The sequence below is a fragment of the Nocardia brevicatena NBRC 12119 genome, assembly GCF_000308495.1.
GTDB lineage: Bacteria > Actinomycetota > Actinomycetes > Mycobacteriales > Mycobacteriaceae > Nocardia > Nocardia brevicatena.
Window position 1 is genome coordinate 295,909 of the sequence record NZ_BAFU01000070.1, and the last position, 15,968, is coordinate 311,876.

Consider the following 15,968-nt stretch of genomic DNA (forward strand, 5'->3'; position numbering starts at 1 on the left):
GGGGTACTCCGTAGAGATTCCGTAAAGACGCTTCGACCGACGGACGGCGCGACAACGACCGGTGGGAGGCACCGGCCGGCGGCCCCTCTCACCCGGCCGTGGCACCGTGAGCGGTCTTCGCTACCCCTTCGAGGCGCAGAGCAGGCCGTCGCCGACCGGGATGAGCACGCTGGTCAGCATGGGGTCCTCGGCTATGGTCCGGGTGGCCTCCCGAACCGCCTGAGTGGTCGCGTCCCGCTGCGCCGGGTCGGGAACCCGACCCCCCAGTAGGGCGTTGTGCAACAGGAGCGCGCCGCCCGGCCGGAGCAGTCGGACGGCCTCGGTCAGATACTGGGCGCATTCGATCGGCGCCGCGTCCACGAACACCAGGTCATAGACCCCGTCGGCCAGGCGCGGGAGCACATCCAGCGCCTGGCCGTTGATCATCCTGGTGCGGGCGGGCGGAATGGCGGCGGCGCGGAACGCCTTCTTTGCGGCCCGCTGGTGTTCCGGCTCGAGGTCGATGGTGGTGAGCGTCCCGTCCTCACGCATACCGTCGAGCAGCCACAGGCCGCTGATCCCGGCACCGGTCCCCACCTCGACCACCGCCCGCGCGTCGACGAGCTGGGCATACATACTCAGCAGCGCCCCGACCGACGGCGCCACCGGCGCGACGCCCAGTTCGGTGGCCCGCTCGCGGGCGATGACGAGGACCTCGTCCTCCACGACGGATTCCTCCACGTAGGCGAGATTTCGCTCCAGGTTCGATGCCACGCCCATGAGGCTATGCCAATCGGCGGAAAGCGGGTCGAAACATTCTCAGGTGTCCCTCAGGATCTGCATACCCCAGCCATATCGGGGAAGGAGACAGTAGTGACCACGCAAGACCAGTCGACCGACCGGCGCGGGAACAACGACGAGCCAAGAGATGGTTGTACCCGCCGACGGCGTTCCGAGACCCGGACCGCCGTATGCGACCCTGCGCCTCGGTCCCGAGTAGGAGGTACCCCACATCCACATGGTCGATGCGGCGCGCGAGTATACTGGCCCGTCCGAACTGCCCCGGGCCCGCCGATCGGCAGTATTCACCGGCTCCGAGCACCCGCTCCCCGGTGAGGACAGGGCACTGACCGAAGAGGATACGACACTGCCCTGGGAGGAGACCACAGTGTCCGAATGGGATACCGGCATGGCGGACGGTCCCGACAACGCCGGCGCCACGGCCATCGACGCGCACCACGACCCGAGCGAAACCGGCCGGTTCGCCGCGGCAGGGGACGCCATGGATATGGCGGACCTGTCCGGTCTGGGCGAACTCACCGGAACCGCTGCCTTCGACGCCACCGGCGACCCCTCGGCCATGCCCAGCTGGGACGACCTGGTCCGGGAACACGCCGACCGGGTCTACCGACTGGCGTATCGCCTCTCCGGTGATCCCCAGGACGCCGAAGACCTCACCCAGGAGACCTTCATCCGGGTCTTCCGGTCGCTGTCGAACTACCAGCCGGGCACCTTCGAGGGCTGGCTGCACCGCATCACCACCAACCTCTTCCTGGACATGGTCCGGCGCCGCAGCCGCATCCGGATGGAAGCGCTGCCCGAGGACTACGAGCGGGTTGCCGCCGACGGCCCCGGCCCCGAGCAGGTCTTCCACGATGCCCGACTCGACCCCGATCTCCAATCCGCGCTGGACTCGCTGGCTCCGGAATTCCGTGCCGCGGTCGTGCTGTGCGATATCGAAGGACTGTCCTACGAGGAGATCGGCGCGACGCTCGGCGTGAAACTGGGAACCGTGCGCAGTCGTATCCATCGTGGTCGACAGGCATTGCGCGACTACCTTGCGCATAATGGGTCACAGGAGAGGTTCGCCGCCGAGGCGAACCCCGGGTGATTCGACGCCGGACGACGTCGGCGCCCGCCGATCAGCGATGTCGGTTGGGAAGGATGAGCACCGAATGAGTGACGACTTCGGTATGTCGAGTCCTCGTTCACCGCGGTTCCGCTCCACCGAGCATCTGGCGAGCGAGGCCATCGCCGCCTATGTGGACGGCGAACTGCGGATGAACGCGTATATGCGTGCCGCGCAGCATCTTTCCCTGTGCCCGGAATGCGCGGCCGAGGTGGAAGCCCAGCAGCAGGCACGGATCGCGCTGCGCCGGGCCGGTCAGGTGTCGGTACCCGCAGGGCTGCACGACAGCTTGACCCGCATCCCGCTGGCCGAACTTCCCGGTGGCGGAAAACCCGGCACTCCCGCCGGAAGCCCTCGTAACGAGGCAGTTTTCGGTTTCCTGAGCGAGTCGTTCACCGCCACCTTCGACAGCAGGCGGTGGACAGCGTGGTGGCGCAAGTAGAGTTTGGCGAGTGACCTCCGAATCGACGCACAACACACCGGCCGAGAACCCGGATTCGGCGGCCAACAACGGCAATCTACGGCCGGCCGGCGCGCCGGTGCTGGCCCCGCGACCGGTCTACCGCCCGCATGTGGACACGCATACCGCACAGGCGTTCCGCCGCCCGGCCGGCCAGTCCGGTCCGTTCGGGCCACACCCTTCCCGTTCCGAGGCTCCGAGCAACACGCCCCCGGTGGTATCCGGTGCTCCGCCGGAGGCGGTTCTGGCCGAGGCGTTCGGGCGTCCACCGGGCTCCACCGAACTTCTGCAGCGTGATCCGGATGCCGTCGGCGATGCCGAGCCCACCGCGGGTCCGGCCAACCCGTGGCGCGACCCGAGCACCGGGGCCCGCCTGGGCGCCCCCGCGCTGCCCACCGCCCCGGAGACGGTCGCGCCCCGGGCGGAGAAGCTGTCCGCCCGAGAGGTTCTCTTCGGCTCCCGCGTCGCCCCCAAGGCGCTGGCGGTACTCGCCGCGATCGCTCTGGGAATCGGTCTGATCGGCGGTCTGGTCGGGCGGCTGACCGCGGAAACCGCCTCCGTCCTCACCTCGCGCAGGGTCACCCTCGAACAGAGTGACGGCGAGCGGCCACACGGGCAGATCGCCCAGGTCGCGGATGCGGTCCTGCCCTCGGTGGTCTCGATCCGCACCACTGTCGGAGACAATGGGGCCACCGGGTCGGGTGTGGTCATCGACGGTGCCGGCTATATCGTCACCAACAACCACGTCATCTCGATGGCCGCCCAGGACCAGTCCAATCGAGCGACCATCCAGGTCAGCTTTTCCGACGACACCCGCGTGCCCGCGAAGATCGTGGGCCGGGATCCGAAAACGGACCTGGCCGTGCTCAAGGTAGATGTGAAAAATCTCACTGTGGCGCAGCTGGGCAAATCCGATGATGTCCAGGTCGGCGACGCGGTCCTGGCCATCGGGTCCCCGCTCGGGCTGACCGAGACGGTGACGTCCGGCATCGTCAGCGCCCTGCACCGCCCGGTCAAACTGGAGGGCGAGGGCAGCGACACCAAGGCCGTGATCGACGCCGTACAGACCGACGCCTCGATCAATCCCGGTAACTCCGGTGGCGCACTGGTGAACATGAACGGTCAGGTGATCGGCATCAATACCGCGATCCGTTCGGAAAGCGGCGGTTCCGTCGGTCTCGGCTTCTCCATACCGGTGGACAAGATGACCTCCGTGGCCCAGACACTCATTCGCGACGGCGCTATCCACCACCCCGTCCTCGGGGTCAGCGCGCGACAGAAGGCGGTCGCCAACGAGGTCATGAGCGGCGCCGAGGTGGCGGACGTGATGCCCGGCAGCCCGGCCGCGAACGCCGGCATCGTCGAGGGCGACGTGATCGTCAAGGTTGGTGATCGTCAGGTGAGCGACCCCGACGAACTTGTCGTGGCGGTGCAGTCGCACGCGATCGGTCAGCAGGTGAACGTGCAGTTGATCAGGGAAGGCCGACAGGTGGACATACCGGTGACCCTGGTCTCCGACTGACGGGCGGGCGGGCGCGGCGGGTAGCCTGGACGGCGTGTTCAGCAGTATCGGGTGGAGCGAGATGCTGGTCTTGCTCGTCGCCGCGCTCGTCATTCTCGGTCCGGAGCGATTGCCCGGAGCCGTGCGCTGGACTGTGCGCAGCCTGCGTCAGGTACGCGATTACGCCACCGGCGCGACGGCGCAATTGAGACAAGAACTCGGACCCGAATTCGACGATCTCCGCAAACCGCTGGCCGATCTCCAGGAATTGCGCGGAATGACGCCGCGGGCGGCGGTTACCAAACACCTTCTGAACGGCGATGACTCGCTGTTCAGAGACCTCGAGCGGGCGGTGCCCGATACCAAGGACCTACTCGGCGCGAGCGGTGGGTTGACAGATTACCCAATGCCGAAGAACGAGAAACCCTTGGAACGCAACGAACGTCCGCCGATCGATACCGACGCCACCTGATTCGTCAACCGATCTAGACACCGAAAGACTGCCCGCTGTCTAGACTTCGCACATGTCGGCCGATGACGTGGCGCGAATATTCGCGATCGAAGACAAAGTCGAGCGACTCAAGGCCGCTACCGAGGGGGTCGCCGCGGCGCAACAGACCATCAACGAGCTCACTCGGATTCGCCGTGCGGTTATTCGGGAACTACACGCCGACGGCTGGACATTCGCCAGGATCGGCGCGGCGGCCGGCCTATCCCGCGCTCGCATTCACCAGGTGAGCACCCAGGGACCGGCACCGGAGGGCCTGTTCTTCGGACACGGTCCACTCACCGTGCTGGTGCCGGACACCCGGGCGGGCAGGCTGATCGGTGCACCCGACCCGGCGGCCGCGCCGCGCCTGGCGGAACTGCTACGCGAACTGGGCTTCTCGGTCACCGTCGAACAGTTCGCGCCCGGCCGGCCGATCGATCTACGCCGGGACGGACTCATCGTGCTCGGCGGCCCCGAACTGTCCCCCAGTCTGCGCCATCTCATCTCCGCCGATCCCCGCCTGCGTCGCGCGGTCGCCCGCGCCGGCGACGGGCGACGCGGTATCGAGGACCGCGCGGCCCGGCGGATCTACCGCCCGGCCGGCCCGGACCCGCACGATATCGCCTATCTGGCGCGGCTGCCGCGCCCCGACGGATGCGGGTCGGTCCTCGTTATCGACGGTCTGCATCCGCCCGGCTCGCTGGGGGCCGTCCGCCTGCTCGCCACCCGACTCGCCACCTTGCACGAACGTGCCGGCAATCGCCGGTTCTCCACCCTGATCGGAGTGCGCTACGACCGCAGCACCGGGGAGCCGGTGGACGCCGATCTGCTCACCCCCGTTTTCCGGCACGATCCGGTGGATATGCGCGCGCACGCGCTCCGACAGCGCCGCTGACCTCCCCACACCCGCGCCCCGAGCCCGCCACCGACACCGGTCCGCACCGCAGGCCCCTACGGGTACGGCAGCGACGATCTGTCCGATACCACCCGGTGGAGGATTGCGCGCGCGGCCCACATTGTTAGGCTGAATGTGACCCAGGTCACTCATGCCGTGTGTTTCTTTTCGTCATTCCAATGATTGGATAACTATGGAGTAACTCCCCCGTGGGTGAGTACACCGTGCCGATCTCCATATCCGCCGAAAAAATGCCATGGAGGCGCAGGTGAATACGCTGGTAATCGTGGGGATTGTGTTGATCGCTATCGGATTGCTGACGTTCGCGATCCTGGTGGTCCGCCATCCCACCCTCGAACGAGAACACATCACCGTTGCCGAACTCCAGGCGCGTCTGGCCGACGAGCACTCCGAAGAACGAGATCAGGAACCCGACGCCCCGCCCTCCGGCAACCATCACGAACGAGATACCGGGTCCGAACCGGAAAAACCCGGAAGCGAAGACTCACCCGGGACCACAGGCGGCGCGCACCGTATCGCAGGCCCCGGATCGCGAGACGCGGAGGCTTCCCCGCCAACCACGGACGACTCACCGGACGCAGACGGCTCCTCGAGCGCGGATGACTCACCGGGTACGGGCAACTCACCGGACGCAGACGACTCCTCGGACACGGGCGACTCACCGGACGCGAACAACTCACCGGACGCGGGCGACTTCCCAGGCGCGGACGATACTCGACGGACAACAGCACCGGACCGGTCGGACAATCCGGATCCCGAGCCTTTCGAGGCTCCGGACTCCCCCACCGAGAAGTCACCGTCGAGCTATACAGATACAACATCCGCGGACGAGACCGGCACAGAAGGGAACACAACCGCCGTCCCGGACAGTGCCGGCAGATCACACCCCGCCAGGCCGACAGCCGAGGCCACATCGGTCACCGACAGCTCGGCCACGACCGGCACCGAACCCACGGCCGAGACCGAACCTGCGGCCGATACCGAATCTGCGGCCGAGACCGAACCCGCGGCCGAGCAATCCTCCGCTCATATGAAGCGCTCCCGCCGCTCCGACAAAAAACGCGGTCCGAGAACCACTCCCACCCCCACCCCGCCATCGGACGCTCCGGAGCTCGCCCCCACATCCGATAACACCGAAGACGAGAGCCGCGAGGGCAATACGGACAACGGTGGTACAGGGAACAAGGACTGCGCGAACACCAACGCGGCCGGTTCTCCCACGCCGAAGCCCGGGCGTGCCCGGCGCTCCCGCCGCGCGGCCGGCGCCCCCGAAGCCCCCGCGACCACCGAAAGGTCCTCCACTCCGCGCCGGGATTTCCCGCGGCGCTCCTCGGCCTTCACCCGCGTGGCACAGCACCGGCAGCCGGACCACTGACCGCCCCTCCCCAAGGCACCCCGACAGTGCACCGCCCGGCGACGACCGGTCCTACGACCGCCGGGTCTCCTCCGTCCCTACCGGGCCGGCCCCTCCGTCAAGCGGCGACCCGGTCCGGCCGGATGGTGTTCATCGGTGGCCGGTCGGCCAGCGAGACCTCCGTACACCGAGCGGTGAAGACATCCCCTACCACCGGAAACTGGGTCAACGCCGCCCCGGAGTCCCGGACGCCGCTGCGTCCGAGAACGGTGCCCATGATCTGCCTGCTCATTACGCCCAGATCGGCGAGCGGACGATTGCGGTGGGTACGCACCCCCAGGTTCACCTGGCCGATGGCATCGAGGCCCAGACGATCGTAGGCATCGAGCAGCAGTCCGATCTCCACCCCGTAGCCGGGGGCGAACGGTACCGCGGTGAGCAGTTCCCGGGTCCCCGCGTATTCCCCGCCGAGCGGTTGCAGCACCACCGACAGCTCCGGACGCAGGGCCGCCAGCAACGGGCGGGCGACCAGCTCGGTGACCCGGCCGCCGCCGTGCGCGTCCAGTCCGGTCCCGTGCCGAAGCGGTCGGCGATAGTACGCCTTGACCAGATGCATATCGTCGATGGTCAGCAGCGGGCCGAGCAGTTTCGGCACGAAGGCCGGATCCGGGTCGATCAGATCGGAGTCGACGAAGGCCACCAGGTCACCGCTGGTCACCGCCAGTGAGCGCCACAGCACCTCGCCCTTGCCCGGCACCGGCTCCAGTTCGGGTATCGCCTGCTCCCGGGTTATCACCTGGGCGCCGGCGGCGCGGGCGCGTTCGGCCGTGGCATCGGTGGAACCGGAGTCCAGCACCACCAATTCATCGACCAGACCGCCGAGCAGCGGCCGGATACTCGCCACCACCTCGGCGACGGTGTCCTCCTCGTTGAGCGCGGGCAGCACCACCGAGACCGTGCGCCCCGCCTTGGCGGCAACCAGGTCGACCACCGTCCAGTCCGGTGTGTCCCAGGTATTGGTGGTCGACCACCCGGGGGCCGAATGCTCTGTGTGTAGGAAGCTCATACCAGACCTCGCAGAGTTCGTACCGGCGGCCGGATGCCCTGGATCGCGGCGATCATATCCACGACCCGCCGCGTCTCGGCGACCTCGTGCACGCGAAAGACGCGAGCGCCGGCCGCCGCCGACCACGCAGTTGCCGCCAATGTGCCCTCCAACCGTTCGGAAAGACCGACACCTAATGTCTCTCCGATGAAATCCTTGTTGGAAAGCGCCATCAAGACAGGCCATCCGGTGTTTACAAGAACGTCCGCTCCACGCAACAGTTCGAGCCCGTGGTAGGTGTTCTTACCGAAATCGTGCGTCGGATCGATCAGGATCGAATCCCGTCGCACCCCGGCCGCCGCGGCCGCCTCCGCCGCCCGCACCAGTGTCTCGGTCACCTCGGTCAGCACATCGGCGTAACGGACCCGATGCGGGCGCGTCCGAGGCACGGCGCCACCGGTGTGGCTGCAGACAATGCCCGCCCGCGTCTCCGCGGCCACCGGCACCAGCTCCGGGTCGGCGCCCGCCCAGGTGTCGTTGATCAGGTCCGCGCCCTCGCCCACGGCTGCCCGGGCCACCGCCGCCCGCCAGGTGTCGACACTGATCAACAGTTCGGGGTACTTCTCCCGGATGGCCGCGACGAACGGCACCACGCGCCGGATCTCCTCCGCGGTATCGACCGTCGCACCGGGCCCGGCCTTCACTCCACCGATATCGACCAGGTCGGCGCCGGAGTCCACGGCCCGGGCCACGGCGGCCATGGCGGCCGCGTCGTCGAAGGTGGCGCCCCGGTCGTAGAAGGAGTCGGGAGTGCGGTTCACGATGGCCATGACCAGCGCGCGATCCGTCGCCACCGGCCGTCCGCACAGTGTCGGCAACGGCCGGACGGGCTCGAACATGGCTTCGACTGTACCGACGGAAGGCTCGCCTCCGGTCATCCGCCCGGGGTGCGCACCGTACCGGCCGCCCGATCCAGGACGGCGAAAGCCGCCGCCGGATCGACGACGACCGTGACCAGATCGAGCGCCTCCCGCGAGACGAAACCCCGATCGTGCAGCTGCTCCACCCAGGCGAACAGGCCCTTGTAATGTCCGCCGGGATCGAGCACCACCATCGGCTTGCGGTGCACGCCCAGATAGCCGCCGGTCCAGGTTTCGAAGAACTCCTCCAAGGTGCCGATACCGCCGGGGAGGGTGAGGAACGCGTCGGCGCGATCCTCCATCACCTGCTTGCGCCGGCGCATAGTGTCGGTGACGACGAGCTCGTCGGCGTCCACATCGGCCACCTCGCGGTGCACCAGGTGTTTCGGGATCACCCCGATGGTGGTGGCCCCGCCCGCGCGGGCAGCGGTCGCCACCGCGCCCATCATCGACACATGACCCCCGCCGGACACCAGCCGCCAACCGCGCCGGGCGATCTCCGTGCCGACCCGCGCCGCCAACTGCAACTGCTCGTGATCGGTGGTGCCCGCCGAACAGTAGACGCACACCGCGAAGGAGGCGTCGGTCCCCGCGCTCACCACTCGTCCTCCGTGCCGATCGTTTCCAGCGTGTTCCGTTCGGCCGCTGCCTGCTCGATGATCCGCACCACATCCTCCACACTGTCGGTGAGATGGAGGAGATCCATATCGAGCCCGCCGATCTTGCCCGAACTCAGCAGCGAATCCCGAATCCAGTCGACCAGACCCGCCCAGTACCGGGTGCCGAACAGGATGATCGGGAAACGGGTGATCTTGCGCGTCTGCACCAGTGTAAGGGCCTCGAACATCTCGTCCAGGGTGCCGTAACCACCCGGCAGACAGATGAACGCCTGCGAATACTTCAAGAACATCGTCTTGCGGACGAAGAAGTAGCGGAAGTTGATCCCCAGATCGACCCATTCGTTCAGGCTGTGCTCGAACGGCAACTCGATCCCGAGCCCGATCGAGAAACCACCCGCCTCCGACGCACCCCGATTGGCTGCCTCCATGGCACCCGGCCCGCCACCGGTGATCACGGCGAAACCGGCCCTCGCCAGCGCCGCGCCGATGGCCCGGGCGGCCTGATACTCCGGATGGTCGACCGGGGTACGGGCGGAACCGAAAACACTCACCGCATGCGGAACCTCGGCCAACGCCCCGAAACCCTCGACGAATTCCGCCTGGATACGCAACACCCGCCACGGATCGGTATGCACCCAGTCGCTGTCGTCGCGCCGATCCAGCAGATGCTGGTCGGCCGTATCGCCCCCCGCGGGCTTGCGCGCACGGCGAAGCATGATGGGTCCGCGGAATCTGGCTGACACCCTCGGTTTACCCGAGATCTCTGGATCGGCTGCATCGGTGGACATGAACGCAACGCTACTGTGTCGGGCCGGGTGATCCGCTCCACGGCCGGGGTGCTCGGCCGTCGAGGAAGGCGCCTCCTCGGCGTTCGGCCGGCCTGAATCTTCACCCGAGTCCTCCGGCCACACCATGCCCTCTTCTACGCCGCGATCGTGAGACACTGACCCCTCGGACGATCCGAATGTACGGGAGGGTTCGTTGTTCGCGCTTGTGGTGAGGTTCGAACTGAAAGACGCCGTGGCCGCCGAAGCGTTCGATCAGCTCGTGGAAGAGACCGCCCAGGGCATAGCAGAACACGAACCCGGCACCCTGGTATACGCCACACACACCATCGAAGACGCGCCACTCTCGCGTGTGTTCTACGAGGTCTATCGTGACCGGGAAGCATTCGAGGAGCACGAACGGCAGGCACACACCCGTCGATTCCTCGACCAACGCAGCAACTACGTCGCCGACTTTCGGGTCGAGTTCCTTACCCCGGCAACGGCCAAGGGGCTTCCCGGCTGAATCACAGCCGGTCGGTTATGCCGCACCACACGGCAAAACCGTGCACAGTGTCAACCTTGCGGGTTTCCGCACGCGCCGGCGCCCGCACGGTTTCGTGCACCATCGGGTTGTAGCGGGTCTGCGCCGGGGCGATCGTTTTCGCTTCGTACAACGCCTCCCATGCCCGCAGCCGGTTTCCTTGCAGTAGATACGCGCGGGACAGCTCGATGTAGTGATGGCCGGCACGTTCCTTCGGGCCCTGCCGGGATATCGATGGAACGAAGCATTGCGACAGCAGGCGCAGACCCGCTCGACAGCTCGACTCGCCCGAGGCCAGGATCCGACCAGCTCCCGCACCACGGTTTGCGAGCGGACGTAGTGAGGCGCGATGCGCTCGGCGTGCAGCGGCGTTGTGTCGCCCCTATCGTCGGATCATGCACAAGGACGTCTCGGTGCGGGTTGGAACCGCAGCTGATGCCTGGCAATACTTCGACGCCATCTGCGCGCTATATGACAGGACGTTCTCGGCGCCGCCGTTTATCTGGCCGGACAACGAAGCCGCGCGGCATCGGCGAATGCTCAACGACATGATCGACTCGCCGGGCTTCGGCATTGCACTTGCGGTGTCCGATCAGGACTCGCTGATCGGATTCGTCTATGGGTCTACGCTTTCGCCGGACGCCGGATGGTGGGACGGCTTCCGACAGCCGGTGCCCGCGGAGGTGATATGCGAATGGCCGGGAAGGACATTCGCCGTGATCGATCTTGCGGTTGAAGCGTCCAATAGGCGGCGAGGCATCGGCCGTCGTCTATTGGACACGCTGCTCGACAGTCGCCCGGAACAGCGCGCAACGCTGGCCGTGCAGCCCCAAGCCGACGGCTCACACGCGTTCTATCACGCGATCGGTGGGTGGCGCCTGGTCGGGCGACAGGACACCCCAGCGTTCGTGTCTCCAGAATTCGATATCTATATCCGAGAGTTGAAAAGCCCATAGTCGGCCAACGACTGGTCGAGCTCACGGACGCACAGAGCCCCGGACCACGGGTCCAGACCGGATCGCGCCTCGCAGATGATGCTCAGCAGACGATCCGAACGACATGACGCTGCCAACCCGGCCGCGCTGCCGATCGCCTGCGTCGCTCCATCGATTTCCCGTGCCTCGATGTGAGCACGGGCGAGATCGACATAGGCCAAGGCCCGATTGCGGATGAAACTGCCATCGATCAATGCAAGTGATGACTCCGCCGCCTGCTGGGCATTGTCTGCGCGCCCGAGCCGGTACATGCAGTCGCTGCGGAACGACAGCAACAACCCGGGGCTATGGAAGTAGGCGACAGAATTTTCCTCCGTCGGAATGTCATGCAGAGTGCCATCAGCGACATCGAGCGCGGCCAGGCACGCGCCCTGCTGGCCCGCACTCGCGTACGCAAACGCCGCCATGGCAGCGGCATATGACCGCAGACGTCCGTCATCCACGGACCGCGCCCAGTTCTGCGCGGCCACTGCATGGTCGATACCGGTCCGGGGTGCCCCTCTCCAGGTCGCGAGGTAACTCAGATTGCACAGCACCAAGGTCACCAGCGCGTCATTGCCCGCTTCATGAGCAGATTCGCGGGCATCCTCGTAACTGGCGTTCGCGGCGCCGAAGTCACGCAGATCGAACTGCATCCACCCGGCGAGTTGCGCGAGCTTACTGCGGATCGTCAACAACCGCGGCTTCAGTCGATCCGGTGCCTGCTCGAGTACCGCGGAGGCGATGGCCCGTTGAGTGATCACCATGGGCAGAACGGCATGGGGACCGTACAGGTCGTTCTGTGCCAACGCTATGTCAAACGCATCCTCGATGTGTCCGATGGTGGCATCGTTGATGCGTTCGGGACGAATCAGCACATCACCGAACTGCTGTCGCTCGTCCGTATCCAGGCCGGCCAGCATTGCGGCAATGGCAGGCAGCCCACCTGCAACGCCACCGAATATATGGAGCAATTCCCTTCGGTTCATCTCGACCCACGCTCGCAGTTCGGCATCCAACGGAGAGTGTAGGCCCCCCGATCGGGGCACGGCAGCAGTTACCGACAGCTCAGACGACGGCCTGGCGCCGTAAAACCGACGCGTCTGCTCCGGACGCAACCCATCCAGCAGCGTATCCATCACATCCGCAGACCGCGGGCTCAATAGGGCCGTCTCGCCTTGCTGCTCCCATTTTCCGATCGTGCGCACCCCCCGGTTGCATACCGCCGCAAACTCCTCCTGTGTCAGCCGCATCGCATCGCGCAGCGCACGAACGTCGGCCCCCGTCCATTGCTCGATCACCTTTGCCCCTCAACTCGGCGCGTCGAATACCGACAGAGTAGGACCAAAGTGCCTGTCACGTACCTGTATTCACCATCGCCGGCAACCGATCCTGGATGTGGCCCCCGATGGCCGATGGGTGCCGTGCCTCTCACCGACCCCGCGCCGTCAAGCCACTACACAACACACCCACAACACACCGAGGTCTCCATGACAGAGATCCAAGACCCGGTCGCCGAGATGCGGTCGGGCATATGGGCGCCGAATTGGCCGCATGAAGCACCAGAGGTCCCGTTCAACCGGTTCGAGGCCCACGCGGCCATGCAGGCCCATATCGACTGCGATGTCCTGGCCTGCGCACGCAAACGCGCCGCTTGGCGAACCCTCGTCGATATGGGCGAGATCGTCCCGGATACCGGGAGGATGCGATGATCGCCGCGGCCTCCGCCGATCTGGTCAACCGGTGGCGGATGGAGAAGTGCCACGACCACATCGCCCCGGCCGGTATCGAGCACGCGCGGTTTCTGCTGTCCTTCCACGCCGGACACGGCTGCTGCCGCTTTCTCGACGGTCTCGCCTACACGTCGGCGGTGATGGAATGACACTGCCCCAACGATTCCCACTCGACGAGCAGGTCATGGGCCGCGTGTCGTTCCTGCCGTATGTGCCGCACACCGTCATCCTGGCCCGTGTCATCGACCATCTGCGCGCCCTGGACAACACTTCCGACCCGTTGGAGGCCCGGTGATCGACGACGACCGCGCACCGGCCGTCGCCTACCTGCGCACCGACTTGTGTGGTCGCGGCCAGGAGTGGGACGAGCGGCGCATGGAAAAGAAGGCCCAGCGCCTAGGTTACGAGTTGTGCGCCACGATCCGCGTCGACAGCGGCGAGACCGCCCGGCTGTCGCTGCTACTCGCCACGATCCGCCACTACAGGGCCGAGGCCGTGTTCGTCACCACCATCGACCATCTGGACGGGCAACTGGATCGGATCGTGCGTGTTGCCGACGTGATCGACCTACACGGCGGATGTTTTGCGCGCCGGTCCTCTATCGCCGAACTCATGGGCGCCGATGCCCCAGAGCAACACCACGACGTGAATGGGAGTGCATAGGTGGCGGATTCGGTGGGGAGGCGACAGGAGATCAGAGCGCGGTGTCGGTCAGGTAGTCGCGGAGCATGGCCGTGACGGCGGTGATCTGGGTGAGGGGGACGTGTTCGTCGCGTTTGTGGGCGAGGTTCGGGTCGCCCGGGCCGAAGTTGACGGCCGGGATACCGCGGGCCGCGAACCGGGAGACATCCGTCCAACCGTATTTGGCGCGGACACCGGCCGAACCGTGGGCGCGTACGGCCGTGACGAGGCGTTGCGCGGCGGGTGCGGTCAGGCCGGGGAGGGCTCCGGGGGCGGAGTCGGTGACCTCGAAATCCACCTCGAGACCGGCGAATACCTCGCGGACGTGTTCGACGGCCTGGTCCACCGACCGGTCGGGGGCGAAACGGAAGTTCACCTCCACCTCGGCGATATCGGGCACCACATTGCCCGCCACCCCGCCGCCGACCCGGATCGCGGACAGCCCCTCCCGGTACTCGCATCCGTCGATATCGACCCGCCGGGCCTCGTACTCCGATAGCCGGCGCAGAATCGGGGCCAACCGGTGGATCGCGTTGTCACCCAGCCAGGACCGTGCCGAATGCGCCCGCACTCCGGCGGTGCGCAGACGGACCCGCAGGGTGCCCTGGCAGCCGGCCTCGATCCAGCCGCCGGAGGGTTCTCCGAGGATCGCCAGGTCACCGTCGAGCCAGTACGGTAGCTCGCGTTCGATGGCGGCCAGGCCGTTGAACTCGGCCGCGATCTCCTCGCAGTCGTAGAAGATCAGGGTGAGATCGTGTGCCGGTTCGGCGATGGTCGCGGCTAGGTGCAGGAAGACCGCGTCGCCGGATTTCATATCGACCGTGCCACAGCCGTAGAGCACCTCGGCGCCGTTCTCGACGGTGCGGCGGCTCGGCACATTGTCCGCGATCGGCACGGTGTCCAGATGCCCGGCCAATACGACCCGGGTCGGCAGCCCGCGGTCGGTGCGCGCGAGCACCACATTGCCGTGCCGCAGCACCTCGAAACCGGTGGTCTGCGTCCGCAGCGCGGTTTCCACGGCATCGGTGATCGCGGCCTCGTCCCGGGAAACGCTCGGAATATCCACGAGGGCGGCGGTCAGCGCGATCGGATCGGCACGCAGGTCGAGGGTCACGGAATACGAGCGTAGGCGTCCGCCCCACCGCGACACCGTCCGGCACCCACGCGACCGCGTCTCTCGCACGCCCGCCGCGGCCCGGGACCGTCGGACCGATTACGCCCAGCGGTGCCGTACGCATAAAACTCCGGACCGCGCACACGCGCTCCTCGAGGAGACGCGGCGGATACCGTTCGAGGCCGGCGATCCCGCCAACTGTTCGGGGGGCCGGGAACATTCGCGAGAAAAAGACGACGGCCACCTGGTGCGGCGCCCGAGCCGGGGCGTCGCGAACCAGATGGCCGCCGGACCGATCGCCGCCAACCCGACAGGCGATCGATCCGAGAACGCACGACCGGCGCTCGGTGGGTGGTCCACCGAGCGCCGGTCGTGCTCATGGATTTGTCATCGCGACAGCGTGGTGCGCAGCTCGGTGAGGGTGGCGCGGCGCTGGTAGGCGATCCAGGCGAAGATCGCGGCGAGCACCAACGGGAAGATCCCCATCGCGGGCTTGTCGGCGATGAAGGCCTGCGTGGCGGCGGCGAGCACGGTGAGAACGGACAGACCCGCGGCGGCCAGGGCGCACAGCCGGGGCACCATCAGGCCGATACCGCCGGCGACCTCGGCGACTCCGATGAAGACGAGCAGTCCCAGGGGGATGGTCAGATTCTCGGGGGCGTTGTCGGCCAAGGCGTGCGGCATCACGAGCTTCGGCCCGCCGGAGGCGATGACGAAGAACAGGCCGAGCAGGATCTGCAGGGTCCACAGGACGCGGTTGCCAATCGTGCCGGGACGGTCGGTGACGTCGTCGGAGAAGTGGGTGGTGGGGGTGGTGGGGGTGGTGGTCGTTCGCGCCGGGTTGGTAGCGCGTTCAACAGATAGGACGGAGCACCGGCGAAGAATTCATCGCTGTCGGTGAAGATTTTTTCCGAACCGCTGCCCGTACCGGCTCGGCGCCGGATTCGGTAGAGCGGCACCACCG

The 15,968-nt window shown here is 67.0% G+C and carries 21 protein-coding genes; 12 read left to right on the forward strand and 9 right to left on the reverse strand.

Annotated elements, in window-relative coordinates; all coding sequences use genetic code 11:
* Nucleotides 1-120 precede the first annotated feature (120 nt).
* Nucleotides 121-759 carry an O-methyltransferase gene (locus ON20_RS20380; protein WP_040837647.1) on the reverse strand — a complete coding sequence of 213 codons (639 nt, stop codon included), beginning with the start codon at nucleotides 757-759 and terminating at the stop codon, nucleotides 121-123.
* 502 nt (nucleotides 760-1,261) lie between these two features.
* Between ON20_RS20380 and sigE the strand changes: the two genes are divergently transcribed.
* The 5 genes from sigE (at nucleotide 1,262) to ON20_RS20405 (ending at nucleotide 5,234) form a co-directional block, all read left to right on the forward strand.
* Complete coding sequence (gene sigE / locus ON20_RS20385) at nucleotides 1,262-1,870, forward strand: RNA polymerase sigma factor SigE (protein WP_051162961.1); 609 nt, start codon at nucleotides 1,262-1,264, stop codon at nucleotides 1,868-1,870.
* Nucleotides 1,871-1,934: 64 nt separating this feature from the next.
* Nucleotides 1,935-2,330, forward strand: a complete 396-nt coding sequence (locus tag ON20_RS20390; protein WP_040837648.1) for a hypothetical protein — start codon at nucleotides 1,935-1,937, stop codon at nucleotides 2,328-2,330.
* A gap of 10 nt (nucleotides 2,331-2,340) precedes the next feature.
* Complete coding sequence (locus ON20_RS20395; protein ID WP_040837650.1) at nucleotides 2,341-3,870, forward strand: S1C family serine protease; 1,530 nt, start codon at nucleotides 2,341-2,343, stop codon at nucleotides 3,868-3,870.
* 34 nt (nucleotides 3,871-3,904) lie between these two features.
* Entirely contained in the window at nucleotides 3,905-4,321 is a 417-nt protein-coding gene (tatB, locus tag ON20_RS20400; RefSeq protein ID WP_040837652.1) for a Sec-independent protein translocase protein TatB, read from the forward strand.
* Nucleotides 4,322-4,373: 52 nt separating this feature from the next.
* Nucleotides 4,374-5,234, forward strand: coding sequence for a hypothetical protein (locus tag ON20_RS20405; RefSeq protein WP_040837654.1), 861 nt, complete (start codon nucleotides 4,374-4,376; stop codon nucleotides 5,232-5,234).
* A gap of 145 nt (nucleotides 5,235-5,379) precedes the next feature.
* Here ON20_RS20405 and ON20_RS36580 read toward each other — a convergent pair whose 3' ends face one another.
* Nucleotides 5,380-5,694 carry a hypothetical protein gene (locus ON20_RS36580; protein WP_157228916.1) on the reverse strand — a complete coding sequence of 105 codons (315 nt, stop codon included), beginning with the start codon at nucleotides 5,692-5,694 and terminating at the stop codon, nucleotides 5,380-5,382.
* A 591-nt stretch (nucleotides 5,695-6,285) separates the two neighbouring features.
* Between ON20_RS36580 and ON20_RS36585 the strand changes: the two genes are divergently transcribed.
* Complete coding sequence (locus ON20_RS36585; protein WP_157228917.1) at nucleotides 6,286-6,630, forward strand: hypothetical protein; 345 nt, start codon at nucleotides 6,286-6,288, stop codon at nucleotides 6,628-6,630.
* A 97-nt stretch (nucleotides 6,631-6,727) separates the two neighbouring features.
* On the opposite strand, the gene ON20_RS20415 is transcribed toward ON20_RS36585, so the two are convergent.
* From ON20_RS20415 to ON20_RS20430, 4 genes are read right to left on the reverse strand one after another with little or no spacing between them, the layout of a single operon-like run.
* Nucleotides 6,728-7,675: a glucosyl-3-phosphoglycerate synthase gene (locus ON20_RS20415; protein ID WP_040837658.1), complete on the reverse strand. Its 948-nt coding sequence runs from the start codon at nucleotides 7,673-7,675 to the stop codon at nucleotides 6,728-6,730.
* Nucleotides 7,672-8,553, reverse strand: a complete 882-nt coding sequence (gene folP, locus ON20_RS20420; protein ID WP_040837832.1) for a dihydropteroate synthase — start codon at nucleotides 8,551-8,553, stop codon at nucleotides 7,672-7,674. Before folP ends, ON20_RS20415 begins: the two co-directional genes overlap by 4 nt.
* A gap of 35 nt (nucleotides 8,554-8,588) precedes the next feature.
* Entirely contained in the window at nucleotides 8,589-9,173 is a 585-nt protein-coding gene (locus ON20_RS20425; protein ID WP_040837833.1) for an LOG family protein, read from the reverse strand.
* A complete protein-coding gene (locus ON20_RS20430; RefSeq protein ID WP_051162914.1) occupies nucleotides 9,170-9,982 on the reverse strand; it encodes an LOG family protein in 813 nt (270 codons plus the stop codon). The genes ON20_RS20425 and ON20_RS20430 overlap by 4 nt, the downstream gene beginning before the upstream one ends.
* 193 nt (nucleotides 9,983-10,175) lie before the next feature.
* On the opposite strand from ON20_RS20430, the gene ON20_RS20435 reads away from it, so the two are divergent.
* Both ON20_RS20435 and ON20_RS20440 read left to right on the forward strand, forming a co-directional pair.
* Complete coding sequence (locus ON20_RS20435) at nucleotides 10,176-10,484, forward strand: putative quinol monooxygenase (protein ID WP_040837660.1); 309 nt, start codon at nucleotides 10,176-10,178, stop codon at nucleotides 10,482-10,484.
* Nucleotides 10,485-10,897: 413 nt separating this feature from the next.
* Complete coding sequence (locus ON20_RS20440; RefSeq protein WP_051162917.1) at nucleotides 10,898-11,458, forward strand: GNAT family N-acetyltransferase; 561 nt, start codon at nucleotides 10,898-10,900, stop codon at nucleotides 11,456-11,458.
* Here ON20_RS20440 and ON20_RS20445 read toward each other — a convergent pair.
* Nucleotides 11,431-12,777, reverse strand: a complete 1,347-nt coding sequence (locus ON20_RS20445) for a helix-turn-helix domain-containing protein (RefSeq protein ID WP_157228918.1) — start codon at nucleotides 12,775-12,777, stop codon at nucleotides 11,431-11,433. The genes ON20_RS20440 and ON20_RS20445 overlap by 28 nt on opposite strands.
* Nucleotides 12,778-12,966: 189 nt before the next feature.
* Here ON20_RS20445 and ON20_RS20450 point away from each other — a divergent pair, with 189 nt between their 5' ends.
* Genes ON20_RS20450 through ON20_RS20455 form a run of 4 tightly spaced genes read left to right on the forward strand, consistent with a single transcriptional unit; the run spans nucleotide 12,967 to nucleotide 13,872 of the window.
* Entirely contained in the window at nucleotides 12,967-13,188 is a 222-nt protein-coding gene (locus ON20_RS20450; protein ID WP_157228919.1) for a hypothetical protein, read from the forward strand.
* Nucleotides 13,185-13,358 (forward strand): hypothetical protein, encoded by a 174-nt coding sequence (locus ON20_RS36590; RefSeq protein ID WP_157228920.1) that lies wholly within the window; start codon nucleotides 13,185-13,187, stop codon nucleotides 13,356-13,358. Before ON20_RS20450 ends, ON20_RS36590 begins: the two co-directional genes overlap by 4 nt.
* The gene (locus tag ON20_RS36595) at nucleotides 13,355-13,504 is read left to right on the forward strand and encodes a hypothetical protein (RefSeq protein ID WP_157228921.1); all 150 of its coding nucleotides are present in this window, start codon (nucleotides 13,355-13,357) and stop codon (nucleotides 13,502-13,504) included. The genes ON20_RS36590 and ON20_RS36595 overlap by 4 nt, the downstream gene beginning before the upstream one ends.
* Nucleotides 13,501-13,872, forward strand: a complete 372-nt coding sequence (locus tag ON20_RS20455) for a hypothetical protein (protein ID WP_040837666.1) — start codon at nucleotides 13,501-13,503, stop codon at nucleotides 13,870-13,872. Before ON20_RS36595 ends, ON20_RS20455 begins: the two co-directional genes overlap by 4 nt.
* Nucleotides 13,873-13,903: 31 nt before the next feature.
* Here ON20_RS20455 and dapE read toward each other — a convergent pair whose 3' ends face one another.
* Both dapE and ON20_RS39095 read right to left on the reverse strand, forming a co-directional pair.
* On the reverse strand, nucleotides 13,904-15,004 hold the full coding sequence (gene dapE / locus ON20_RS20460) for a succinyl-diaminopimelate desuccinylase (protein ID WP_040837668.1): 1,101 nt from the start codon (nucleotides 15,002-15,004) through the stop codon (nucleotides 13,904-13,906).
* A 387-nt stretch (nucleotides 15,005-15,391) separates the two neighbouring features.
* On the reverse strand, nucleotides 15,392-15,889 hold the full coding sequence (locus ON20_RS39095) for a DoxX family protein (RefSeq protein ID WP_083865087.1): 498 nt from the start codon (nucleotides 15,887-15,889) through the stop codon (nucleotides 15,392-15,394).
* Nucleotides 15,890-15,968: the final 79 nt, after the last annotated feature.